Below are 25,417 nucleotides of genomic sequence, written 5' to 3' on the forward strand. Positions count from 1 at the left end.
GGAATCAATGATCACGTTCATTCCATGCTGCGTGCCCGCCGTCGGTGGAGAGCCGTCCGTCTCCTGACATGGCAGAGACGACGATCATCAATCGTTTCGGCGCGGTCGCAGCGGTCCACGGTGGCCGCCCGGCGCTTCTCGGCGAGACCCACGAGGTCGGTTACGCCGAGCTGGCCGAGGCAGCCGGCGGGCACGCGGCCCGGCTCGCCGCCGCCGGCTTCCGCCCCGGCGACCGGATCGCGCTGCTCACCGCGCACGGTGCGCCGACAGTCACCGCGTTGCTCGGCACGCTCGCCGCCGGATGCGCGTACGTGCCACTGGACCCGGGCTTCCCGGTCGCGCGGCTGCGGCAGATGGTCGACGCCGCCGACGTGACCGCCGTGGCCTGCGCCGCCGAGCACCGCGAGCTGGCCCGGACGCTTGCCGGCGGACGTGCCGTGGTGCCGCTCGACGACGTGCCGCCGGCCCCACTGCGCCCCGTCCCGGTCGACCCGGACGCGCTCGCGTACGTGCTGTTCACCTCCGGCTCCACCGGCGTGCCCAAGGCCGTCGGGCAGACCCACCGCAACCTGGCCCACGTCGTCGACAACCAGATCGACGCGCTCGCCGTCGGCCCCGCCGACCGGCTCAGCCTGCTCGCCTCGTTCAGCTTCGACGCCGCCATCCCCGACCTCTACCCGGCGTTGCTCACCGGCGCCGCGGTCGTCCCGGTCGACGTGCGCCGGCAGGGCCTGGCGTACGCCGTCGAGCAACTCGACCGGCACCGGACCACCGTGCTGCACTGCACCCCCACCGTCTACCGCTTCCTGCTCGACGCGCTCGGCGAGCGGCGGCTGCCCTCGGTGCGGGTCGTGCTGCTCGGCGGGGAACAGGCCACCTGGGCCGACGCGGCGCGCGGCCGGGACCGGTTCGCCCCGGACTGCTGGCTGGTCAACGGCTACGGGGCGACCGAGATGACGTTCGCCGCCCGACACGTGCTGAGCCTGTCCGGGGTGGACCCGACCGCGACCGGGCCGCTGCCCGTCGGCGCCGCGTTACCCGGCTACCGGCTCGACCTCGCCACCGGCACCGGGGAGATCGTGGTCCGCAGCCGACACCTCGCCCCCGGCTACCTCAACCAGGACAGCGACCGCTTCGGCACGGACGCCGACGGCGTGCCCACGTACCGCACCGGCGACCTCGGCCGGTGGCTGCCCGGCGGCGAGCTGGTCTGCCTGGGCCGGCTCGACCGGCAGGTCAAGGTGCGCGGGCACCGGATCGAGCTGACCGAGATCGAGACCGTGCTCGCCGCCCGGCCCGGCGTGGCGGGCGTCCGCGCCGTCGTCCGCGACGGCGAGCTGCTGGCGTACGTCCGACCGGCCGGCGACCGCCCCGATCCGACCGCGTTGCGCGCGGCGCTGGCCGCCGCCCTGCCCGAGCACGCGGTGCCCCGCGCGGTGGTCGTGGTCGACGAGTTCCCGCTCACCGTCAGCGGCAAGGTCGACGAACGGGCGCTGCCCGACCCGGTCGTCGACGTGCCCGCCGACGCGGCGCCGGTCACCGACACCGAACGCGCCGTGCACGACATCTGGTGCGCGGTGCTCGGCCGCCCGGCGGTCGGCCGCACCGACGGCTTCTTCGACGTGGGCGGGCAGTCGCTGCTGCTGGGCCTGGTGCAGCAGCGGATCGCCGAGCGGTTCGGCGTACGCCTGCCGATGCTGCGCCTGTTCGACCACCCCACCGTCGCGGCCCAGGCGGCGCTGCTCGACGCCCCGCCCGACGCGGTCCGGGTGCCGGTGCTGCCCGCGCCCGCCGCGCCGGTCGGCGTGGCCCGCGCGCACACCGGCGACGAGATCGCCGTGGTCGGGGTCGCCGGCCGTTTCCCGGGCGCGCCGGACGTGGCGACGTTCTGGTGGAACCTGTGCACCGGGGTGGACTCCGTCCACGACCACACCGACGAGGAGTTGGCCGCGCTCGGCATCGGGCCGGAGCTGCGCGCCGACCCCCGGCACGTCCGCGCCAGCGGCCGGCTCGACGGGGTGACCGACTTCGACGCCGAGTTCTTCGCCTTCGGCGCCGACGAGGCCGCCCGCACCGACCCCCAGCACCGGCTCTTCCTGGAGACCGCGTGGGAGGCGATGGAGGACGCCGGGCACGACCCGCGACGCTTCCCCGGGCCGGTCGGCGTCTACGCCGCCACCTCCGCCAACCGCTACTTCCTGTTCCACCTGATGGACAACCCGGCCGTGGTCGGCGACGTCGACCCGGACGACTGGGAGGCGCGGCTGCTCGGCCGGCAGTTCACCGACCACCTGCCCGGGCAGGTCGCCTACCGGCTCGGCCTGACCGGGCCGGCGGTGGCGGTGCAGAGCGCCTGCTCCAGCTCGCTCGTCGCGGTCTGCCTGGCCGCGCAGAGCCTCGCCGACTACCAGTGCGACCTCGCCCTGGCCGGCGGCGCCACCGTGACCTGGCCCCGGCACCGGGCCACCCCCGGCGGGCTCGCCTCGCCCGACGGCCGGTGCCGGGCCTTCGACGCCGCCGCCGACGGCTCCGGGTTCGGCTCCGGCGCGGGCGTGGTCGCGTTGCGCCGGCTCGCCGACGCCCAAGCCGACGGCGACCGGATCTACGCCATCCTGCCCGGCTGGGCGGTCACCAACGACGGTCCGGACCGGGCCGGCTTCGCCGTGCCCGGCCCCGCCGGGCAGGCCGCCGCCGTGGCGAACGCGCTCGCCACCGCCGAGGTCGACCCGGGCGAGGTCCGTCTCGTCGAGGCGCACGGCAGTGGCACCCCCCTCGGCGACGCCATCGAGGTGGCCGCGCTGCACGAGGTGTACGCCGGCGCCGCGCCCCCGGGCACCTGCGCGCTGGGCTCGGTGAAGACGAACATCGGCCACCTCGACGCGGCGGCCGGCATCGCCGGGCTGATCAAGGCGGTGCTCGCCGTCCGACACGGCGTGATCCCGCCGAACCTGCACTTCACCCGCCCGCACCCGGAGATCGACCTGGCCGCCGGCCCGTTCTACGTGCCGACCAAGGCGCGGGACTGGCCCGACGGCGCCCGCCGGGTGGCCGGGGTGAGCGCGTTCGGCCTGGGCGGCACCAACGCCCACGTGGTGGTGGAGCAGCCACCGCCGGTCGACCCGGGCGACCCGTCCGGCGACGGGCCGTGGCTGCTGCCGGTCTCGGCGCGTACCCCGGCGGCGTTGCGGGCCGCGCTGGCCCGGCTGCGCGGCCACCTGGCCGGGGCCGCGCCGCCGTTGCCCGAGGTGGCCGCCACGCTTGCGCTGGGCCGGCGACCGTTCACCCACCGGGCCGCGGTCGTCGTCGCCTCCCGGCCCGCCGCGCTGGCCGCGCTGGACGTGCTGCTCGACACCGACGCCCGGATCGCCGGGGACGGCGGGGCGCTGCGCGAGCTGGCCGCCGACTGGGTGGCCGGGCGCGACGTCGACTGGGCCGCCCTGCACCCGGAGGGCGCCGTGCGGCGTACCGGCCTGCCCACCTACCCGTTCCAGCGCCGCCGGCACTGGATCGACCCCGTGCAGAGAGGCCCACGGTGAACTGGTTCGTCTCCGCCGGCAGCCGACCCGAGGCGCCGGTACGGCTGTTCTGCCTGCCCTACGCGGGCGCGGGCGCCAGCGCGTTCCGGCACTGGCCGGCCGCGTTCGGTCCGGGCGTCGAGGTGCTGCCGGTGCAGCTACCCGGCCGGGAGAACCGGATCATGGAGGATCCGCGCTTCACCGTCGCCGAGGTGGCCGACGCCATCGCCGCCCGCGCCGCCCGCCCGTACGCGATCTACGGCCACTCGATGGGCGGCCGGCTCGGCTTCGAGGTGGTCCGCGAACTGCGCCGTACCGGTCGCCCGCTGCCGCTGCGGCTCTACGTCGGCGGTGCCCGCGCCCCGCACGTCGTCGGGCCGGGCCTCTTCGACGGGCTGTCCCGCGCCGACGACGACGAGCTGCTGCACCGCCTGCGCGACGGTGGCGGGCTCTCCGCCGAGCTGCTCGACCACCCGGAGCTGGTGGACCTGCTGCTGCCGCTGCTGCGGGCCGACTTCGGCCGGGTCGACGACTATCGCTACGTCCACGGTGAGCCGCTGCCGGTGCCGATCGTCGCGTTCGCCGGCGACCGGGACCGGGCGGTCACCCGGGAGCAGAACGTCGCCTGGGCCGAGCACACCGCGGCCGGGTTCACCCTGCACGACCTGCCCGGCGGGCACTTCTTCCTGCACGACCGGCTCGCCGAGCTGGCCGCGCTGATCCGGGCCGACCTGACCGCCGTGCCCGGCACCTCCGACCCCCGCGCCGGTGCACCGGTCGCGGGTCCGGACCCGGTGCGCGCCGCCGGCCGCGGGACCGCCTGCGGTGCGCACCGGGTTCCCCTCGGCGACACCGGGTGGTCGGTGTGGCGCGACGCGATGCTGCGGACCACCGGCTTCCCCGCCGACGGGCTGGAGCTGCTGACCGCGCCCCGGGCCGCCGCCGCCGCCGACGAGCTGCTCGACACCGGCGCCGGCGCGGACCGGTTCGACAAGGAGTTCGACGAGGCGGTCCGCGCCGGCGCCGAGCGGCTCAACGCGCTGGCCGCCGATCCGCTGGTGCGTGCGGCGGTGACCTGGCAGAACCGGGGCGCCCTGATCGCGCTGGACGGGCTGGCGCGCGGCGGCGCCGACACGCGCCGCAACGTGCGGCGGCGGGACCGGGAGCGGGCGCTGCTCAAGTACTGGCAGCGGTACTGCGGTAAGAACGAGACGATCGGCTTCTTCGGCCCCAGCTGCTGGGTCACCCTCGACCCCGACCGGACCGAGGTCGCCCGGGTCGACCCCGGCGACCGGCTCACCCGACGGCGCTGGGTGTGGTTCGAGTCCTGGGCCCTGGCCGCGTACGCCGACCGGATCGGCGCGGATGTGGCGGTCCGCCGCTGGTGGCCGCCGATGCTGCGGCCCCACCTGGCGGTCCGGGACCGGACCGTGCTCCGGCCCGGCCGTCCGCCGCTGACCGTGACCCCGGTCGAGGCCGCGTTGCTGCGTGCCGCCGACGGCCGCCGTGCCGCCGTCGACCTGGTCGCCGACCCGGCGATCGGGCTGCGCCGGCCCGAGGACGGCTACACGCTGCTCGACCGGCTGGTGGAGCGGGAGCTGCTCACCTGGGACGCGGCGCTGCCGGTGAGCCCGGACGCCGAACGGGTGCTGGCCGAGCGGATCGCCGCGATCGGCGACGAACCGGCCCGCGCCGCCGCCCGGTCCGGCCTCGACCGGCTGCGGGCCGCCCGCGACGCGGTGGCCGCGGCGGCCGACGATCCGGAGCCGCTGCGCGCCGCGCTGGACCACCTCGACGCCACGTTCACCGAGCTGGCCGGCGTGCCGGCCGCGCGCCGTCCCGGCCAGATGTACGCCGGCCGCACCATCTGCTACGAGGACACCGCCCGGGACCTGGACGTGGTCTTCGGCAGCCCGCTGCTGGCCGAGCTGGCCGCCCCGCTCGACGTGCTGCTGCGCGCCGCCCGCTGGCTCGCCGGTGCGCTCGCCGACGCGTACCTGGAGGTCCTGCGCGGCCTGCACGACGAGTTGCGGGCCGAGTCCGGCGGGCCGGTGGCGCTGGCCGACCTGTGGTTCCTCGCCCAGGGCATGTTCTGGGGCGACGGCGAACGGCCGGTGGACGCCGTCGCGGCCGACTTCGCCGCCCGCTGGGCCGGGCTGTTCGGCCTGGACACGCTCCCCGCCGGGACGACCGAGATCCGGGTGCGCGCGGCCGACCTGGCCGACCGGATCGACGTGGTCTTCCCCGGCTCCCGGCCGACCTGGTCCAACGCCGCGATGCACAGCCCCGACCTGCAGATCTGCGCCACCGACGCGGCGGCGCTTGGTCGCGGCGACTACACCGTGGTGCTCGGTGAGCTGCACGCCGCCTGGTCCTCGTTCGACTGCGCGGTCTTCACCCCGTCGCACCCGGACGTCGAACGGTTGCGTGACGCGCTCGCCGCGGACCTGGGCGAACGGCGGGTCCGGCTGCTCTTCCCGGCCGACTGGCCGCGCCGCACCAGCCGCACCGCCGAGTCGCTGGCCGGCCCGACCGACCGGCAACTGGCCTTCCAGGACGCGCCGGGCGCGGACCCGGCCCGGGTGCTGCCCACGGTGGACCTCACCGTGGACGCGGTCGACGGCGACCTGGTCGCCACCGCCTCCGACGGGCAGCGCTGGCCGCTCGCCGAGATCTTCGCCCCGGTGCTCAGCGCGCACGCGGTGGACGGCTTCAAGCTGGTCGCCGCCGCGCCCCACACGCCCCGGATCACGGTGGACCGCCTCGTGGTGGCCCGGCAGACCTGGCGCACCACGGTCGGCGAGAGTGGCCTGGCCACCGTCACCGGCGAGCGGAACCGGTTCCTCGCCGTCCGGGCCTGGCGCCGCCGGCTCGGCCTGCCCGAACGGGTCTACGTCAAGCTCGGCACCGAGACCAAACCCTGCTTCGTGGACCTGGCCGCACCGGGGTTCGCCACCATGCTCTGCGCCCTGGTGCGGGCCGCCCGCGGCACCGGGGGCGACGGCGTCCCGCTCACGGTCAGCGAGATGCTGCCCGGCCCGGAGCACGCCTGGGTGCCCGACGGCGCCGGCCGTCGCTACTTCAGCGAGCTGCGCCTGCACATCACCGACCCGGCCGAGCACCTGGGAGCACACCGGTGACCGACGTCCTGCCCGCCACCGCCGCCGTCATCGGGGACGACCTGCCCTGGCCGGACGCGACCCTCGCCGACCTGATCACCGCCCGGGCCGCCCTCGCGCCGGACGCGGTGGCGGTGCGCCAGTGGGACCACCGGCTCACCTACCGGGAACTCGTCGAGCGGGCGGCCGGGGTCGCCGCCGCGCTGCGCGCACACGGCGTCGGCCGGGGCGACCGGGTCGGCGTCTGCGGCGCGCGTACCCCGGACCTGGTGGTCACCGTGGTCGGCGTGCTGCTGGCCGGCGCCGCGTACGTGCCACTGGAGCCGGGCGGCCCGCGGACCCGGCTGCGCGAGATCGCCCGGGACGCCGGGGTGCGGGTGGTGGCCGGCGACGCGGCGGCGGCCGAGTTCGGCGACGAACCGGGCGTGCGGACGCTCGACCGGACCGGCCCCGCGCCGCTGGCGCCGTGCCCGGCCCGCCCCGGCGACCCGGCGTACGTGCTGTTCACCTCCGGCTCCACCGGCCGCCCCAAGGGTGTGCTCACCACCCACCGCAACGTGGTCGAGTTCGTCACCGGGGTGTCCGCGCTGACCGGCGCCGACGCCTCGATGCGCAGCCTCGGCATCGCCTCGCTCGGCTTCGACGCGGCCACCATGGACCTGTTCGTGCCGCTGACCCTCGGCGGCGCGGTGCAGCTGCTCGGCGCCGACGACCGGGCCGACCCGGCGCGGCTGGCCCGGTTCCTCGCCGCGCACGACGTGACCTGGGGGTTCGTCACCCCCACCATGCTCGCGCTGCTCGACCCGGCCACCACGCCGTCGTGGCGGGTGCTGCTCTGCGGCGGCGAGGCGGTCCCGGCCGAGCTGGTCGCCCGCTGGGCGCCGGGCCGGCGGTTCGTCAACGCCTACGGCCCGACCGAGACCACCGTGCTGGCGGTCAGCGGCGACCTCACCCCGGCCGACGCCGATCCGGTGCCGATCGGCCGGCCGCTGCCCAACCACCGCGCGTACGTGGTCGACGCCGACCTGCGGCCGGTGCCGTCCGGGGAGACCGGTGAGCTGCTGATCGGCGGCCCGGGCCTGGCCGACGGCTATCTCGACCGGCCCGGCCTGACCGCCGAGCGGTTCGTGCCGGACCCGTTCGGCGACGCGCCGGGCGAACGGCTCTACCGCACCGGTGACCTGGTCCGGCAGGCGCCCGACGGCCGGCTCGTCTATCTCGGCCGGGCCGACCGGCAGGTCAAGGTGCGCGGCCAGCGGATCGAACCCGGCGAGGTGGAGGCGGCGCTGGCCGCCCACCCCGGCGTCGAGCGGGCCGTGGTGGAGGCGGTGCCCGGCCCGGCCGGCACCGAGCTCGTCGCGTTCCTCACCCCGGCCGGCGCCCCGGACCACGACACGCTGCGGGCGTACGCGCGGCAGCGGCTGACCGCCGCGATGCTGCCGGCCCGGACGGTGCGGCTGGCGGCGTTGCCGGTGAGCCCGACCACCGGCAAGCTGGACCGGCCGGCGCTGCGCGCGCTGGCCGCCACCGCGGCCACGGTGGACGACACGCCCGACGGCGACGACCCGGTGCGCGACGCGGTCCGGCGGCTGTGGACCCGGCTGCTCGGCGCCGCACCCGCCCCGGACAGCGACTTCCTCGCCGCCGGTGGCAACTCGATCGCCGCGATGCGGCTGGTCGCCGCGCTCCGCGCCGAGCTGGGCCGGCAGGTCGACACCCGGGTGCTGTTCACCGACCGCACGTTCGCCGCGCTCGTGGACCGGGTCCGCGCCGCCGACCCGGCCGACGGCGACGGGCTGACCACCGGCAACCCGCCCACGCTGTCCCCGCCGCAGCGGCGGCTGTGGTTCACCGACCAGCTCACCGCGTCCAGCGCGCCCTACAACATCGCGGTCGCCCACCGGCTGCGCGGGCCGCTCGACGTGGCCGCGCTCGGCGTCGCGCTGCGCGCCGTCGCCGAGCGGCACGACGTGCTGCGCTGGCGCATCCCGCAGACCGGCGGCGTGCCGTACGCGGTCCGGGAGGAACCGACAGACGTGGCGGTGCCGGTGGTCGACCTGACCGCCGCCGCCGACCCGGACACCGAACTGGCCGGCATGCTCGCGGCCGGCGCCGGGCACGGGTTCGACCTGGCCACCGGACCGGCCTGGCAGGTCACCGTCTACCGGCTCGCGGCCGCCGAACACGTGCTCGCGATCACCGTGCACCACGCGGTCTTCGACGGCTGGTCCGAGGCGGTGCTCTACGACGAGCTGGCCACCGCGTACGCCCGGGCGGTCGGTGGGCCGGCACCGGGCCGCCCGCCGCTGCCCGCCACGTACGCCGACTACGCGGTGTGGCGCGCGGAACGCGACAGGCGTCGCGGCGAGGCGGACCTGGCCTGGTGGACCGGGCACCTGGCCGGCGCACCGACCGTGCTGGAGCTGCCCCGCGACCGGCCCCGCCCGGCCGTGCAGACGTACGTCGGCGCGGAGGCCGCGGTCCGGCTCGACGCCGCGGCCGACCGGGCGGTCCGCGACCTGGCCGCAAGGCGCGGCGCCACGGTCGCGGCGGTGCTGCTGGCCGGCTTCGGTGAGCTGCTGCGCCGGCTCACCGGCGGCGACGACCACCTGCTCGGCGCCGTCGTCGCCGACCGGAGGCTGGCCGCGTTCGACGAGGTGATCGGCTTCTTCATCGACACCGTGCCGGTGCGGGTGCGCGCCGGCGGCAGCTTCGCCGAGCGGGTCGACCGGTGCGCCGCCGAGCTGCGCGCGGTCACCGACCATCCGGGCGCGCCGCTGGAACGGATCGTCGAGGCGCTCGGCGTCGGCCGGGACACCTCCCGCGCGCCGCTGGTGCAGGTGCTGTTCAACGTGCTCAACTTCGTCCCGCCCCGGCTGGCGCTGCCCGGCCTGACCGCCGAGCCGGTGCCGGTGCCGAAACCCGGGTCGCCGTTCGACCTGACCGTCTACGTGGTGCACCGGGACGGGCGGGCCGGCGTCGAGGTGGTGTACAACCCGGACCTGTTCGACGCCGACCGGATCGCCGCGCTCCTGGCCGACCTGGTCGCCCTGGTCGGCGCGCTCGCCGCCGACCCGGACGCGCCGGCCGGCGAGGTGGCGCCCGAGCTGCCCCGCCCGGCGGTGCGGGTGGCGGCGCTCGGCGCGATGACCGTCGCCGCCGAGCCGGCCCGGGCGTCGCTGCCGGCCGGCCCGGACACGCTCACCGGCACCGAGGCGCTGATCGCCGGCATCTGGCGGGACGTCCTCGGCCGGGACACCGTCGGCGTCGCGGACAACTTCTTCGACATCGGCGGCCACTCGATGGCGCTCGCCGCGGTGCACGCCCGGCTCGTCGAGGCCACCGGCCGCTCGATCACCATGCTCGACCTGTTCCGCCACCCGACGGTGCGGGCGCTCGCCGCCAGCCTCGACGGCGCCGCCGACCGGCCGGAGCTGGCCCGCGCCGCGTTGCGCGCCGCCGCCCGGCGGGGCCGCGCCCGCCGTACCCCGCCGCCCCGCCGACCCCAGCAGCCGTGATGCCGCAACCCCGTGCGAGTGAAGGACCTCCCATGCATAACGACTTTCCCGCCGCCGCCGCCGACGACGGCATCGAACCCATCGCCATCGTCGGATTGGCGGCCCGCCTGCCCGGCGCGGCCGACGTCGACGAGTTCTGGCGCAACCTGGTCGACGGCGTGGAGTCGACCACCGAGCTGACCCGCGAGGAGCAACTCGCCCGGGGCGCCCGCCCGGACGAGGTCGACGACCCGGGCTGGGTCAACCGCGCCCCGCTCGTCGACGGCTACGACGAGTTCGACGCCGGCCTGTTCGGGATGACCGCGCGCGAGACGGAGGTCACCGACCCGCAGCACCGGCTGTTCCTGGAGACCTGTTACACCGCGTTGCAGGACGCCGGTTACGACCCGGGTCGCTACGACGGCGCGGTGGGGGTCTACGCCGGGGCCGGCGGCAACACCTACCTGCACCGCCACGTGCTGCGCAACAAGCGGGTCGGCGGCAACCCGCACGGCCTGGTCTCGATCGCCACCGGCACCTCGCCGAACTACGTGGCCACGAACGTCTCCTACCGGCTGGACCTGCGCGGCCCCAGCCTCACCGTGCACACCGCCTGCTCCACCTCGCTGGTCGCGTTCCACCTCGCCTGCGAGGCGCTGCGCAACGGCGAGTGCGACATGGCCCTGGCCGGCGGCGTCAACATCGAGCTGCCGCACGTGGGCTACCTCGGCATGGACGGCTTCACCTCGCCGGACGGGCGGTGCCGGCCGTTCGACGCCGACGCCAACGGCACGGTGTGGGGCAGCGGCGTCGGCGTCACCCTGCTCAAGCGACTCTCCGACGCGATCGCCGACGGCGACACCATCCGCGCGGTGGTGCTCGGCAACGCGATCAACAACGACGGCGCCGGGAAGGTCGGCTTCACCGCGCCGAGCGTCGAGGGGCAGACCGAGGCGGTCGCCCAGGCCGTCGGGCTGGCCGGGATCGACCCGCGCAGCATCAGCTACGTCGAGGCGCACGGCACCGGCACCGCGCTCGGCGACCCGATCGAGATCGCCGCGCTCTCCGCCGTCTACGCCCGGGACACCGACGACCGGGGCTGGTGCGGCATCGGCTCGGTGAAGTCGAACATCGGCCATCTCAGCCAGCCCTCCGGGATCGTCAGCGTGATCAAGACGGTGCTCGCGATGGAACACGGGCTGATCCCCCCGACCATCAACTACGAGACGCCGAACCCGGCCATCGACTTCGCCGACACCCCGTTCTACGTGGCGAACACGCTCACCAAATGGGACACCGACGGCGAACCGCGCCGCGCCGGGGTCAGCTCGTTCGGCATCGGCGGCACCAACGCCCACGTGGTCCTCCAGGAGGCGCCGGCCGCGTACCGGGCCGAACGGCGGGTCCGCCCGGCGCACCTGCTCCAGGTGTCGGCGAAGACCCCCACCGCGCTGGACGAGGCCGTGCGCCGGCTCGCCGACCACCTGGCCGGCGACAGCGACGGGTCGCTCGCCGACGTCGCGCACACGCTGCGCGTCGGCCGTCAGGCGTACGCCCACCGCGCGACAGTGGTCGCCGGCGACCCGCAGGACGCCGCCGCCGCGCTGCGCGAGCGGCGCCGGACGCACCGGGGCGACGCCGACGCCGCACCCCGGGTGGGGTTCCTGTTCAGCGGCCAGGGCTCGCAGTACGCCGGGATGGGCGCCGAGCTGTACGCCGAGGACCCGGCGTACGCCGCCGCCGTGGACGAGTGCGCCGAGCTGCTCCGCCCCGAGCTGGGCCGGGACGTCCGGGACCTGATCCTCGGCCGCGACCCGGACGCGGCGGCGCTGCTCACCGAGACCCGCTGGACCCAGCCCGCCCTGTTCACCGTCGAGTACGCGCTCGCCGCCGCGTGGCGGGCCGCCGGCGTCACCCCGGCCGCGATGATCGGCCACTCGATCGGCGAGTACGTGGCCGCGACGCTCGCCGGGGTGATCGCCCTGCCGGACGCGCTGCGGGTGGTGGCCGCCCGGGGCCGGCTCATGCACGCCCTGCCGGCCGGGTCGATGCTCGCCGTCACGCTGGACGAGTCGGCGGTGGCCGAGCTGCTGCCCGCGGGCCTGTCGGTGGCGACCGTGAACGGCCCCGGCACCTGCGTGGTGGCCGGCGAGACCGCGCTCGTCGAGGCGTTCGCGGAGAGCCTCGGCGGGAAGCACAAGGCCAAGCTGCTGCGCACCTCGCACGCGTTCCACTCGCCGATGATGGACCCGATCCTCGACGAGTTCACCGCGCTGATGGCGACCGTGCCGCTGCGCCCGCCGGCGGTGCCGTTCGTGTCCAACGTGACAGGCGCCTGGATCACCGACGCGCAGGCCACCGACCCGGCGTACTGGGCCGCGCACCTGCGCCGGCCGGTCCGCTTCGGCGCGTGCGTGGCCACCCTGCTCGCCGAGGGCGCCTGGGCGCTCGTCGAGTGCGGCCCGGGCCGGCAGCTGGCCAACCTGGCCCGGATGCAGGTCGCCAGGGCGGGCGCGGCGCAGCGGGCGCTCACCCCGCTGGGCAGCCTGCCCGGGCCCGGCGAGTCGACGGGTGACCTGGCCACGCTGCTCGGCACGGCCGGCGCGCTCTGGTGCGCCGGCACGGCGGTGAACCTCGCCGCCGACCCCGACGCGCGGCGGGTGCCGCTGCCCACGTACCCGTTCGAGCGACGCCGCTACTGGGTCGAGCCGGACCCGGTGGAGGAGACGGCCGCGGCCCCGGCGGAGACCGGTCCCCGGCCGCTGCCGGAGTGGTTCGCCGTGCCGGTGTGGCGGCAGGTCGCGCCGGCCCGCACGGTCGAGCCGCTGGGCCGCTGCCTGGTGCTTGCCGACGGTCCGCGCGGCGAGGCGCTCGTCGCCGCGTTGCGGGCCGCCGGCGACGACCCGGTGGAGGTACGCGCCGGCGGCGCGTTCACCGTCACCGCGAGCGGCTACCGGCTGCGCCCCGGTTCCCGGTCCGACGCCGACGCGCTCGTCGCCGCGCTCGGCGCGGACCTGCCCCGCCGGATCGTGCACGCGTTCGCGTTCGACGGCGAGCCGGCCGGCACCGACGTGACCGCCGCCTGGGCCGCCCAGGACCGTGGCTTCTTCGGCGCGCTGCACCTGGTGCAGGCGCTCTCCGGCGCCGGCCTGACCGCCGACGAGGCGGGTGTCCGCCTCGACCTGGTCACCGCCGGCATCGGCGACGTGCGCGGCGACGACGTGGTCCGCCCCGAGCACGCCACGCTCGCCGGGCTGGCCCGGGTCCTCCCGGTCGAGCTGCCCGGCCTCACCGTCCGGCTGCTCGACGCCGACCCGGCCGCGCGCGGGGTGGCCGCCGTCGTGGTGGAGTTGCGCAGCCCGGTCGACCCGGAGCACCCGGAGGTGGCGTTGCGCCGCGACCGGCGTTGGGTGGGCGGCTACGAGCAGGTGACCGTGGGGCCCGAGGACGAGCCGGGCGTGCTGCGCGAGGAGGGCCGCTATCTGATCACCGGCGGTCTCGGCGGCATCGGCGTCACCCTGGCCGAGGACTTCGCGGTCCGGGCCCGCGCCAAGCTGGTGCTGCTGGCCCGCTCCGGGCTGCCGGAGCGGGACGACTGGGACGCGCACCTGGCGGTGCACGGTGGCGCCGACCGGGCCGGCCGGGCCATCGCGGCGATCCGCCGGATGGAGGCCGCCGGCGCCGAGGTGCTGGTGCTCGCCGCCGACGTCACCGACCCGGACGACCTGCGCCGGGCCCGCGCCGAGGCGGAACACCGCTTCGGCGGGTTGGACGGCATCGTGCACGCCGCCGGCCTGCCCGGCGGCGGCATGGCCGAGGTGAAGGAGCGGGCCGAGGCGGAGCGGGTGCTCGCCCCGAAGCTCGCCGGCACGCTCGCCCTGGCCCGGGTCTTCGGTGACCTGCCGCTGGACTTCGTGGTGCTCTGTTCGTCGGTCACGGCGGTGATCGGCGGGTTCGGTCAGGTCGACTACTGCGCCGCGAACAACGTGCTGGACGCCTTCGCGCGCTCCGGCGCCGGTTTCCGCGCGCCGGTGGTGGCGCAGAACTGGGGCGGCTGGGCGGAGGTCGGCATGGCGGTGGAGACCGACGCGCCGGCCGCCTTCCGGGCCGCCGGGCGGGACACCGTGACCAGCGCGGTCGTCCACCCGGTGCTGACCACCATGGTCGCCGGTCCGGACGGCGCCGTGCTGCACGGCCTGGTCTCGGCGGAGACCCACTGGGTGCTCGACGAGCACCGGATCGGCGGCGTGCCGGTGGTGCCGGGCACCGCCCACCTGGAGTCGGTGCGCGCCGCCGTGGTCGCTGCGCTGCCCGCGCCGGCGCCGGACGCCGCGGTGGAGCTGCGCGACGTGGTGTTCCTGGAGCCGTTCGGCGTCCCGGACGGCGCCGTCGCGCAGTACCGGGTCGAGCTGGCCCCGGCCGAGGACGGGACGGAGTTCACCGTGGCCAGCCTCGCCGCCGGCCGGTCGCGCACGCATGTGCGGGGCACGGCCGGCTGGACCACCGAGGCCGCGCCGCCACCCGCCGCTGTCGCCGTGACCGGGCGGCGGGTGGACGACGACGCCTCGTTCGGGCGCGGTCGCTCCAGCATGCTCACGTTCGGACCGCGCTGGGCCGCGCTCGCCGAACACCACCTGGGCGAGGGGGAGGAGCTGGCCCGGGTGCAGGCGCCCGCCGCGGCGCGCGACGACCTGCCCGCCTGGGGGCTGCACCCGGCGCTGCTCGACGTGGCCACCGCGTTCGGCCGCGGTCAGGGCGCCGGCACCTACCTGCCGCTGTCGTACGGCCGGATCGTGGTGCGCGGGACGCTGCCGGAGACGTTCCACAGTCACCTGCGGCACCGGTCCGCCGCCACCGACGAGGTGGTCGCCGCCGACCTGTCGCTGCGCGACCCGCACGGCCGGGAGCTCGTCGCGATCAGCGACTTCGTGCTGCGCCGGGTGGACCAGGGCGCGGTCGCCGGCACGCTGGCCGAGACCCCGGCGACCGACGAGCCGGCCCCGGCCACCGAGGACATCCGGCCGGTCGACGGCGCGGAGGCGTTCCGCCGCAGCCTCGGCGCCGGCCTCGGCGCGCAGGTGGTGATCGCCACCCGCGCCGTGGCCGACATCCGGCGCCGGGCCGCCCGGGTCACCACGGACAGCCTGGCCGGGGCGACCGACGCCCCGGCCGGCGCGTCGGCCGTCACCGGTGGCTCGGCCGCGCCCGGCACCGACCTGGAGCGCACCATCGCCCAGGTGTGGCGCGACGGCCTCGGCGTCACCGACGTCGGCGTGGACGACGACTTCTTCGCCCTCGGCGGCAACTCGCTCGTGGCCGTGCAGCTCATCGCCGCGATGCGCAAGGCGACCGGGGTGCGGCTGCCGATGCGCAGCCTCTTCGAGACCCCGACCGTGGCCGGCCTGGCCGCCCGGATCGAGGAGTTGCGCGCCGAGGCGACCGCCGAACCACCGGCCGCCCCGGCGGCGATCCCGGCCATCCCGCGGCTACCCCGCGGCTGACCCGACCCGACAAGGAGACACCGCATCATGAGCGAGACAACCGCCACGCTCCCGGTGGTCGTGGCGAACGACGGTCGGGCGCTCACCGACCTCATCGCGGCCCGCCGCGCCGAGCTGCGGGACACCCTCGTCGCCCACGGCGGGCTGCTGTTCCGCGGGTTCGACGTCGGCGGCGTGGACGGCTTCGACGCCGCCGTGCGCGCGCTTGCCGGCGAGCCGTTGACCTACACCGAGCGTTCCTCGCCCCGGCACTCCATCTCCGGACGGGTCTACACCTCGACCGACTACCCGCCGGACGAGGAGATCTTCCTGCACAACGAGAACTCCTACCAGGCGCGCTGGCCGCTGACGCTGTTCTTCTACTGCATCACCCCGCCGCAGACGCGCGGCGCCACCCCGCTCGCCGACGTGCGCCGGGTGTACGAGCTGATCGACCCCGCGGTGCGGGAGGAGTTCGTCAGGCGTCGCTGGATGCTGGTCCGCAACTTCCACGGCGACTTCGGCACCCGCTGGCAGGAGGTGTTCAACACCGAGAGCCGCACCGACGTCGAGGCGTACGCGGCGGCGAACGGCATCACCGTGGAGTGGGTCGGCGCGGACGGCCTGCGGACCCGCGCGGTGCGCGACGTGGTGCACCACCGGCCCGGGTCGGACACCCCGCGCTGGTTCAACCACGCCACGTTCTTCCACCTCAGCACGCTGCCGGCGGACTACCAGGAGGGACTGCTGGCCATGTTCGGCGCCGACGGGCTGCCGTCGAACACCTACTACGGCGACGGCGGCGAGATCCCCGCCGACGTCATGGACCACCTGCGCGCCGCCTACCGGGCGGCCACGGTCCGCTTCGACTACCAGCGCGACGACGTGCTCGTGGTCGACAACATGACCGCCGCGCACGGCCGGGAGCCGTTCACCGGCCCGCGAAAGATCGCCGTGGCGATGGCCGAGGCGTACACCCCCGACACCGCTGGAGCGAACTGACATGGCCGAACCCCGATTCCTGGTCGTCCGCAACGACGAGGAGCAGTACTCGATCTGGTCGGCCGACCGGGACCTGCCCGCCGGCTGGCACGACACCGGCTTCGCCGGCAGCCGCGACGAGTGCCTGGCCCACGTCGACGAGGTCTGGACCGACATGCGCCCACGCTCGGTGCGCGAGGGGCTCTCATGAGCCAGGAGTGGACGTTCCCGGCCTCGTACGCCCAGGAACGGGTGTGGATGGCCAACCAGCTCGACGCGGGTTCGCCGGTGTTCAACATCTCCGTCCCGTGGACCGTCCCGGCCGGGACGGACGCCGCGGCGGCCGTCGCCGCGCTGGACCGGGTGGTGGCCCGGCACGAGGCGCTCCGCACCCACCTGCGGGTCGACGACGGCGCGCTGGTGCAGGTGGTACGCGCCCACGAGCCGCTCACGCTGCCCACCACCGACCTGAGCCACCTGCCCGCCGGCGATCGGCCGGCCGCCTTCGAGCGGCTGCGGACCGAGCTGGCCCGCACCCCGATCCCGCTTGACGCGCCGCCGCTGTGGCGTGCCCGCCTGGTCGACCTCGGCGACACCCGGCGGTTGCTCTTCGTGGTGCACCACGCCGTCTTCGACAGCCACTCGGCGGTGCTGTTCCACGCCGAGCTGGCCGCGTTCAGCGCGGCCGGGCCCGCCGTGCCGGAACTGCCCATCCAGTACGCCGACTTCGCGGTGTGGCAGCGCCAGCAGTTCGCCGGCGACGAACTGGACCGGCAGCTCGCGTTCTGGACCGGTCACCTGGCCGGCGCGCCACCGGTCACCGGACTGCCGCTGGACCGGCCCCGCCCGGCCCAGCTCGGGTTCGCCGGCGACGAGGTGCGCTTCGCGCTGCCCGACGGGCTGCTCGACCGGGTCGGCGCGCTGGCGGTCGGCGCGCAGGCCACGCCGTACATGGTGCTGCTGGCGGGTTTCGCGGCGCTGCTGTCCCGGATCTCCGGCGACACGGACGTGGTGGTCGGCGTCTCCACCGCGGGCCGCGACAACCCCGAGCTGGCGCCGCTGATCGGCATGTTCGTCAACCCGGTGGCGCTGCGCTGCGACGTCTCCGGCGACCCTACCTTCGCCGACCTGCTCGGCCGCGTCCGCAACGGCCTGCTCGACGCCATGGACCACGGCGGCACCCCGTTCCAGAAGATCGTCGAGGCGGTGGCCCCGCAGCGGGACCCGTCGGTGCAGCCGATCTTCCAGACCGCGCTGAACTGGATCCCGGACTCCGGCCTCGACCCAGCGGAGCTGGGCACCACCAAGGACGACCTGGCCTTCGACATCACCGCCGGCGAGTGCCGCCTGGTCTACCGGACCGCGCTGTTCGACCGGGCGAGCGCGGAGACGGTGGCGCGACGCTACGTGCGGCTGCTCGACGCCGCGGTGGCCGGGCCGGACCGGACGGTCGGCGCGCTGCCGCTGCTCACCGACGACGAGCGGGACCGGGCGCTCGACGCCTCGACCGGCGACGCGCGGGACACGCCGGTGACCACCGTGGTCGACGAGGTGCGGCGGCAGGTCGCTGCCACCCCGGACGCCCCGGCGCTGGTCTGCGACGGGGCGACGCTCAGCTACGCCGAGCTGGACACCGCCGCGAACCGGCTGGCCCGGCTGCTGGTGGCCCGCGGTGCCGGCCCGGAGACCCGGGTCGCGCTGGTCCTGCCCCGCTCCTGCGAGCTGGTGGTGGCGCTGCTCGCGGTGCTGAAGTCCGGCGCCGCGTACGTGCCGGTGGACCCCGCCTACCCGGCCGCGCGGATCTCCTACCTGCTGGCGGACGCCACCCCGACGCTCGTGGTGGCCGTGCCGGACACCGCCGCGCTGGCGTCCGGCGACGCGCTGGTGCTCGACGGTGAGGTCGGCGCGGACCAGCCCGACGACGACCTCACCGACGCCGACCGGGTCGCCCCGCTGCGCCCGGAGCACCCGGCGTACGTGCTGCACACCTCCGGCTCGACCGGCCGTCCCAAGGGCGTGGTGGTGGAGCACCGCGCGGTGACCGCCTACCTGGCCTGGGCCCGGGCGGCCTACCCGGGCCTGGCCGGGGTGGCGCTGCTGCACTCGCCGGTGTCGTTCGACCTCACCGTCACCGGCCTGCTCGGCACGCTCACCGCCGGCGGCACGGTGCGGCTGGCCGCGATCGACTCGACGGACGCCCGGGCCGGCGGCCGGCCGTCCTTCCTCAAGGTCACCCCGAGCCACCTGCCGCTGCTCGACGCCGACCTGTCACCCACCGCCGACCTGGTGATCGGCGGCGAGGCGCTGACCGGCGAGCAGCTCGCCGGCTGGCGGGCCGCGCACCCCGAGGTGGCGGTGACCAACGAGTACGGCCCGACCGAGGCCACCGTCGGCTGCGTCACGGCCCGGATCGCCCCCGGCGCGCCGCTGCCCCCGGGGCCGGTGCCGATCGGCACGCCCGCGCCGAACACCGGTGCGCTGCTGCTCGACGGCGCCCTCCAGCCGGTGCCGCCGGGCGTGGTCGGCGAGCTGTACGTCACCGGCGTTCAGCTCGCCCGCGGCTACCACGACCGGCCCGGCCTGACCGCCGGGCGGTTCCTGCCCTGCCCGTACGGCCCGCCCGGCGCCCGGATGTACGCCACCGGCGACCTGGCCCGCCGGCGTCCCGACGGCACGCTCGACTACCTGGGCCGCCGCGACGAGCAGGTCAAGGTGCGCGGCATGCGGATCGAGCTGGGCGAGGTCGAGGCCGCGCTGCTCGCCCACCCGGACGTGCGGGCCGCCGCCGCGGCGGTCCGCGCCGACGGCGGCGAACCGACGCTCGTCGGGTACGTCGTCGGGCCGGCCCGGGAGGACTCGGTCCGCGCCGAGCTGGCCCGGGAGCTGCCGGCGCACCTGGTGCCGGCCGCCCTGGTCCGCCTCGACGCGCTGCCGCTGACCCCCAACGGCAAACTGGACCGGGCCGCGCTGCCCGCCCCGGCGGCCGGCGAGTCGACGCGGGACAGCTACGTCGCGCCGCGCACCGAGGCCGAGGCCCTGGTCGCCGAGGTGTACGCGGACATCCTCCAGGTGGAGAAGGTCGGCGCGCTCGACGACTTCTTCGCCCTCGGCGGCAACTCGCTGCGCGGCATGCGGGCGATGGCCCGGATCCGGGCCGAGGTGGACGTCGAGCTGCCCATGCGGGCGCTGTTCGGCAGCCCCGTGGTGGCGAACCTCGCCGCCCAGATCGAAGCGCTGATCGCCGCCGAACTCGACGGGCTCTCCGACACCGAGGTCGCCGCGCTGCTCGCGGCGGAAGAGGACACCCACTCATGACCGACCTGAAGGATCCGGCCCGCGAGGCGGCCCGGCAGGCGCTCGTCGCCCGCCGGCTACGCGCCCGCCACGGCGCCGCGCCCGCGGCCCGGATCACCCCCCGGCCGGACGGCGCGCCGGTGCCGCTGTCGTACGCCCAGGAGCGGGTCTGGTTCATGGACCAGCTCGCGCCGGGCGAGGCCGCGTACCACATCGCGGTGCCGCTGCGGGTGCGCGGACCGCTCGACGTCGGCGCGCTGCGCGCGGCCCTGGCCGCGCTCGGCGCCCGGCACGAGTCGCAGCGCGCCCGCTTCCCGGCCGACGCCGACGGCCGACCGACCGTGGTGATCGCCGAGACGCCGGACGTCCCGCTGACCGTGGTGGAGGCGGCCGACGAGGCCGCCGCGCAGGCCCTGGTCGACGCGGCGGCGGCCGAGCCGTTCGACCTGGCGCACGGGCCGCTGCTGCGGGCCCTGCTGATCCGCCTGTCCGCCGTGGACCACGTGCTCTTCCTCGGGCAGCACCACATCGTCGGCGACGGCTGGTCGGTGGACGTGCTGCTGCGCGACCTGATCACGCTCTACCGCGGCGGCGAGCCGCCGGCCCTGCCGATCCAGTACGGCGACTTCGCCGTCTGGGAGGCGCGGGAGCTGGACGGGGAGCGGGCCCGGTCGCACGTGGACCACTGGAAGCAGCGCCTCGCCGGCATCACGCCGCTGGACCTACCGCTGGACCGGCCCCGCCCGGCCACCCAGACCTACCGGGGTGACTTCGTCGAGTTCCAGCTCGACCCGGCGGCCACCGAGGCGTTGCACGCGCTCACCCGGGGCAGCGGTGGCACGCTGTTCATGACGCTGCTGGCGGCGTACCAGGTGCTGCTGGCCCGGCACGCCGGGCAGGACGACTTCGCCGTCGGGGCGTCGGTCGCCGGCCGCGCCGCGCCGGAGCTGGAGGACGTCGTCGGCATGTTCGTCAACATGCTGCCGCTGCGCGCGGACCTGGCGGGCGACCCGACCTTCACCGAGCTGCTGGCCAGCACCCGGCGCACCGTGCTGGACGGCTTCGAGCACGCCGAGGTGCCGTTCGCGAAGGTGGTGCACGAGCTGGGACTGCCGCGCGACGTCAGTCGCTCACCGGTGTTCCAGACCATGTTCGTGCTCCAGAACTACGAGATGGGCCGGTTCCGCGCCGTGTCCGACGCCGACGAGGTCACCTTCGCGTGGACCCCGATGGAGCTGAGGGCGACCCGGTTCGACTTCGAGCTGCACGCGGTGGAGACCGTCGACGGGCTCTGGGGCAAGCTCGTCTTCAACACCGACCTGTTCGACCGGGCCACCGTCGAGCGGATGGCGCAGCGGTGGACCACCCTGCTGGACGCGGTCGTCGCCGCGCCGCACACCCCGGTCTCCCGGCTGCCGCTGCTGCCGGACGCCGAGCGGGCGCTGCTGGCCCGCTGGAACGACACCGCGGCGGACTTCCCGCGCGCGCAGACGCTGCACGCCCCGTTCGAGGAGCGTGCCGCCGCCACCCCGGACGCCGTCGCCGTCACCATCGACGGGCACAGCCGCACGTACGCGCAGCTCAACGCGGACGCCAACCGGATCGCGCACCGGCTGCGCGCGGCCGGCGTCGGCCCGGAGACGCTCGTGGGGGTGTGCGCGGAACGCTCGGTCGAGCTGGTCGCTGGCCTGCTCGGCGTGCTCAAGGCCGGTGGCGCCTACCTGCCGCTGGATCCGGAGTACCCGGCCGACCGGCTGGCCTTCATGGTCACCGACGCGGACGCGCCAGTGGTGCTGACCCAGCGGCGCCTGCGCGACGTGCTGCCGGCCACCGACGCCACCGTGCTGGACCTGGACGACCCGGCGGTCTGGGCCGACCAACCGGCCACCGACCCGGCGCCGGTCGCCGGACCGGAGCACCTGGCGTACGTCATCTACACCTCCGGGTCCACCGGCCGACCCAAGGGCGTGCCGAACACCCACCGGGGCATCGTCAACCGGCTCGACTGGATGCAGAAGACGTACGGCCTCGGCGCCGACGACGCGGTGCTCCAGAAGACCCCGGCCAGCTTCGACGTCTCGGTCTGGGAGTTCTTCTGGCCGCTGCGCACCGGCGCCCGCCTGGTGCTCGCCACCCCGGGCGGGCACAAGGACGCCGGCTACCTGCGTGACCTGCTGGTGTCCGAGCGGATCACCACCGCCCACTTCGTCCCGTCGATGCTCACCGTCTTCCTGGCCGAGGACGGCGTCGAGGCGGCCACCGCGCTGCGCCGGGTGATCTGCTCCGGCGAGGAACTGCCGCCGGCCACGGCGGTCGACTTCACCGCCCGGCTGCCCCGGTGCGGCCTGCACAACCTCTACGGCCCGACCGAGGCGGCCATCGACGTCACCGCGTGGGAGTGCGAGCCGGCGCGGCTGGCCGAGGTGAGCGCGGTGCCGATCGGCGCGCCGATCGCCAACCTGCGGCTGCACGTGCTCGACCCGTCCGGCGCCCGCTGCCCGGTCGGGGTCGCCGGTGAGCTGCACATCGGCGGTGTCGGGTTGGCCCGCGGCTACCACCGTCGGCCGGCGCTGACCGCCGAGAAGTTCGTCCCCGACCCGTACGCGGCCGAGCCGGGCGCCCGCCTCTACCGCACCGGGGACCTGGCCCGCTGGGTGGTCGGCCCGGACGGCGCCGGGGTGCTCGAGTTCCTCGGCCGGATCGACCACCAGGTGAAGCTGCGCGGCCTGCGCATCGAGCTGGGCGAGATCGAGAGCGCGCTGCGCGAGCAGCCCGGCGTGACCGAGGCCGCGGTGATCGTCCGCGAGGACAGCCCGGGAGACAAGCGGCTCACCGCGTACCTGGTCGGGCCGGCCGAGCACGCCGCGCTGAAGGCGGCGCTGAAGGACACGCTGCCGGAATACATGGTGCCGGCGGCGTTCGTCACGCTCGACGTGTTGCCGCTGACCCCCAACGGCAAGCTCGACCGTAGGGCGCTGCCCGCCCCCGTGGTCACCCGCGAGGCGTCGGTGGCGCTCGTCGCGCCGCGCGACGACACCGAACGCGCGCTCGCGGTGATCTGGTCGGAGGTGCTCGGCGTCGACACGCTCGGCATCGACGACGACTTCTTCGACCTGGGCGGGCACTCCATGCTCGCCACCCAGGTGGTGGCGCGGATCCGCAAGGCGGACCTGGGCGGCCGGGCGGTCGGCGTGATGGACCTGTTCCAGCAGCGCACCATCCGCGAGCTGGCCGCGTTCGTCGCCGGCGACGCCGCCCAGGAGGGGCCGCGCCGCCTGCTCTACGAGCTGACCGGGCCGATCCCCGCCGCCCAGCGGGTGCTCACCTACGTCTGCGTCCCGTACGGCGGCGGCAGCGCCATCGTCTACCAGCCGCTCGCCGACGCGCTCCCGGCCGGGCACGCGCTGTGGTCGCTCGCCATCCCCGGCCACGACGTCGGCCTCAGCGAGGACGCGCTGCCGTTCGACGAGCTCACCACCCGGGTCGCCGACGAGATCATGGAGCGCGTCGAGGGCCCGGTCGCGCTCTACGGCCACTGCGGCGTGGGCAGCGCCATCGTCACCGAGGTGGCCCGGAAGGTCGAGGCGGCCGGCCGGGACCTGGACGCCGTCTACATCGGCGCGATGTTCCCGTTCGCCCGCCCGAAGGGCCTCTTCGCGGCCACCCGCAACCGGCTGGAGCAGCTGCGCAGCAACAAGCACTACGCGAGCTGGCTCAAGTCGATGGGCGTGGACACCGACGAGCTGGACCCGGAGCAGGCCGACCGGATCATCAGCAACATGCGGGCCGACTCCCGCGCCTCGGAGGAGTACTTCACCCGCCTGCTCGACCGGCAGGCGACGAAGCTGCGCGCCCCGATCATCTCGGTGGTCGGCTCCGAGGACCCGGTCACCGACTACCACCGCGAGCGGTACGCCGAGTGGCAGTTCCTCAGCGACACGCTCGGGCTGGTCGTGCTCGACCAGGCCGGGCACTTCTTCCTCAAGTACCGGGCCGTGGAGCTGGCCGAGATCGTCACCCGGGTACACCCCGCGGTGGTGGCCGGTGACGTCACCGCGCTCGCCCCGCAGGCCCGGGGCGAGGACGCCGGCTGGGCAGTGCAGGACACGCTGCGGGTCGGCGCGGACGGGCCACCCGTCGCCACGGTGAAGCCGAGCATGGGCCGGTTCCTGGCCGTCACGGTCGGGCAGCTCGTCTCCAGCACCGGCTCCGCGCTCACCGCGTTCGCGCTGCCGATCTGGCTGTTCAACCGGACCGGCTCGGTGGCCGACCTCGGCCTGCTCTGGGCGCTCGCGCTGATCTGCGGCGTGCTCATGCTGCCGGTGGCAGGCGCTCTGGTCGACCGGGTCAGCAGGCGTCGGATCATGATGCTCGCCAGTTGCGTCGCCGGCTCGGTCCAACTGGTGCTGGCCGCCCTGCTGTGGACCGACAACCTGGTGCTCTGGCACATCTACCTGCTGGTGGCGTTCAGCTCGGTGGCCGGGTCGTTCCAGCGGATCGCGTTCCAGTCGGCGGTGCCCCAGCTGGTGCCGAAGCGCTACCTCGGCCACGCCATGGGCATCACCCAGCTCTCCACCGGCGTGGCCACGCTGCTCATGCCGGTCTTCGCCGCCGGCCTGCTCGCCGCGATCGACCTCAAGGGCATCCTGGTCATCGACGTGGCCAGCTACCTCGTCGCGGTGCTCACCCTGGCCGTGGTCCGCTTCCCCGACCTGCTCGGTTGGCGGCCCCGGGAACGGCTGCTGGTGGCCATCGCCAACGGCATGCGCTACTCTTGGCGGCACCGCGGGTTCCGACTGATGCTCGGCTACTTCGCGCTGGGCAACATCTTCCTCGCGCCGGCGCTGGTGCTCACCGCCCCGCTGGTGCTGTCGTTCGGGAGCCCGACCCAGGTGGCCCAGGTCGCGCTGGCCGAGGCGGTGGGCGCGGTGCTCGGCGGCGTGCTGATGGCGCTCTGGGGCGGGCCGCGCCGGCGTCGCATGATCGGCGTGCTGATCGGCAACCTCGGCACCGCGACCGGTTGCGTGCTGATCGGCCTGGACGCGTCAGTCGCGATGATCTGCGTCGGTTTCTGTTGGCTGGCCATGGCGATGACCACCGCACAGTCGATCTACGCGACGATCGTGCAGGTGAAGGTGCCGCAGCGCTTCCACGGCCGGGTGTTCAGCCTGAACCAGACCATCTCCTGGTCCACCCTGCCGATCGGGTTCGCGGTGCTCGCGCCGGCCGCCACCGCCCTGTTCGAGCCGATGCTCGCCCCGGACGGCACGCTCGCCGGCACCGTGGGCGAGGTGATCGGCACCGGTCCGGGCCGCGGCATCGGCTTCGCGTACGTCTGCTTCGGGGTGATCCTGATCCTGGTGACGCTCGGCGGCTTCGCGATCCGGTTGCTGCGCCGCTTCGACCTGGAGGTCGAGGACTCCCTGCCCGACGACCTGATCGGCGCCCAGGAGCGGGAGAAGCGCCTCGCCGCCACCGCCGTGCCGTCCCGGCCGGACTCGTCCCGGGGTGGGTCAGCGGTTGCTTGATCC

Annotated in this window: 8 protein-coding genes; all 8 read left to right on the plus strand. The window is 75.8% G+C overall.

The window, feature by feature from the left end; translation table 11 throughout:
* The first annotated feature begins 68 nt into the window (after positions 1-68).
* Genes O7613_RS08110 through O7613_RS08145 form a run of 8 tightly spaced genes read left to right on the plus strand, consistent with a single transcriptional unit; the run spans position 69 to position 25,414 of the window.
* Positions 69-3,536, plus strand: coding sequence for an AMP-binding protein (locus tag O7613_RS08110; RefSeq protein WP_282293049.1), 3,468 nt, complete (start codon positions 69-71; stop codon positions 3,534-3,536).
* Positions 3,533-6,655 (plus strand): thioesterase domain-containing protein, encoded by a 3,123-nt coding sequence (locus O7613_RS08115; protein ID WP_282293051.1) that lies wholly within the window; start codon positions 3,533-3,535, stop codon positions 6,653-6,655. The genes O7613_RS08110 and O7613_RS08115 overlap by 4 nt, the downstream gene beginning before the upstream one ends.
* The gene (locus tag O7613_RS08120) at positions 6,652-10,152 is read left to right on the plus strand and encodes an amino acid adenylation domain-containing protein (protein ID WP_282293052.1); all 3,501 of its coding nucleotides are present in this window, start codon (positions 6,652-6,654) and stop codon (positions 10,150-10,152) included. The genes O7613_RS08115 and O7613_RS08120 overlap by 4 nt, the downstream gene beginning before the upstream one ends.
* Before the next feature lie 32 nt (positions 10,153-10,184).
* The gene (locus O7613_RS08125; protein WP_282293054.1) at positions 10,185-15,632 is read left to right on the plus strand and encodes a type I polyketide synthase; all 5,448 of its coding nucleotides are present in this window, start codon (positions 10,185-10,187) and stop codon (positions 15,630-15,632) included.
* A gap of 27 nt (positions 15,633-15,659) precedes the next feature.
* The gene (locus tag O7613_RS08130; protein ID WP_281583370.1) at positions 15,660-16,613 is read left to right on the plus strand and encodes a TauD/TfdA family dioxygenase; all 954 of its coding nucleotides are present in this window, start codon (positions 15,660-15,662) and stop codon (positions 16,611-16,613) included.
* A gap of 1 nt (position 16,614) precedes the next feature.
* Positions 16,615-16,803 carry an MbtH family NRPS accessory protein gene (locus O7613_RS08135; RefSeq protein ID WP_281583369.1) on the plus strand — a complete coding sequence of 63 codons (189 nt, stop codon included), beginning with the start codon at positions 16,615-16,617 and terminating at the stop codon, positions 16,801-16,803.
* The gene (locus O7613_RS08140; RefSeq protein WP_282293056.1) at positions 16,800-19,907 is read left to right on the plus strand and encodes an amino acid adenylation domain-containing protein; all 3,108 of its coding nucleotides are present in this window, start codon (positions 16,800-16,802) and stop codon (positions 19,905-19,907) included. Before O7613_RS08135 ends, O7613_RS08140 begins: the two co-directional genes overlap by 4 nt.
* Positions 19,904-25,414 carry a non-ribosomal peptide synthetase/MFS transporter gene (locus O7613_RS08145; protein ID WP_282293058.1) on the plus strand — a complete coding sequence of 1,837 codons (5,511 nt, stop codon included), beginning with the start codon at positions 19,904-19,906 and terminating at the stop codon, positions 25,412-25,414. The genes O7613_RS08140 and O7613_RS08145 overlap by 4 nt, the downstream gene beginning before the upstream one ends.
* Positions 25,415-25,417 lie beyond the last annotated feature (3 nt).

The sequence above is a fragment of the Micromonospora sp. WMMD975 genome (assembly GCF_029581215.1).
In the GTDB taxonomy this organism is placed as follows: Bacteria; Actinomycetota; Actinomycetes; order Mycobacteriales; family Micromonosporaceae; genus Micromonospora.

What these genes read in the sequence shown, in the direction of transcription:
- O7613_RS08110 (WP_282293049.1), top strand. Translation starts at nt 69, where the DNA reads ATGGCAGAGACGACGATCATCAATCGTTTCGGCGCGGTCGCAGCGGTC.
- O7613_RS08125 (WP_282293054.1), top strand. Translation starts at nt 10,185, where the DNA reads ATGCATAACGACTTTCCCGCCGCCGCCGCCGACGACGGCATCGAACCC.
- O7613_RS08130 (WP_281583370.1), top strand. Translation starts at nt 15,660, where the DNA reads ATGAGCGAGACAACCGCCACGCTCCCGGTGGTCGTGGCGAACGACGGT.
- O7613_RS08135 (WP_281583369.1), top strand. Translation starts at nt 16,615, where the DNA reads ATGGCCGAACCCCGATTCCTGGTCGTCCGCAACGACGAGGAGCAGTAC.
- O7613_RS08140 (WP_282293056.1), top strand. Translation starts at nt 16,800, where the DNA reads ATGAGCCAGGAGTGGACGTTCCCGGCCTCGTACGCCCAGGAACGGGTG.
- O7613_RS08145 (WP_282293058.1), top strand. Translation starts at nt 19,904, where the DNA reads ATGACCGACCTGAAGGATCCGGCCCGCGAGGCGGCCCGGCAGGCGCTC.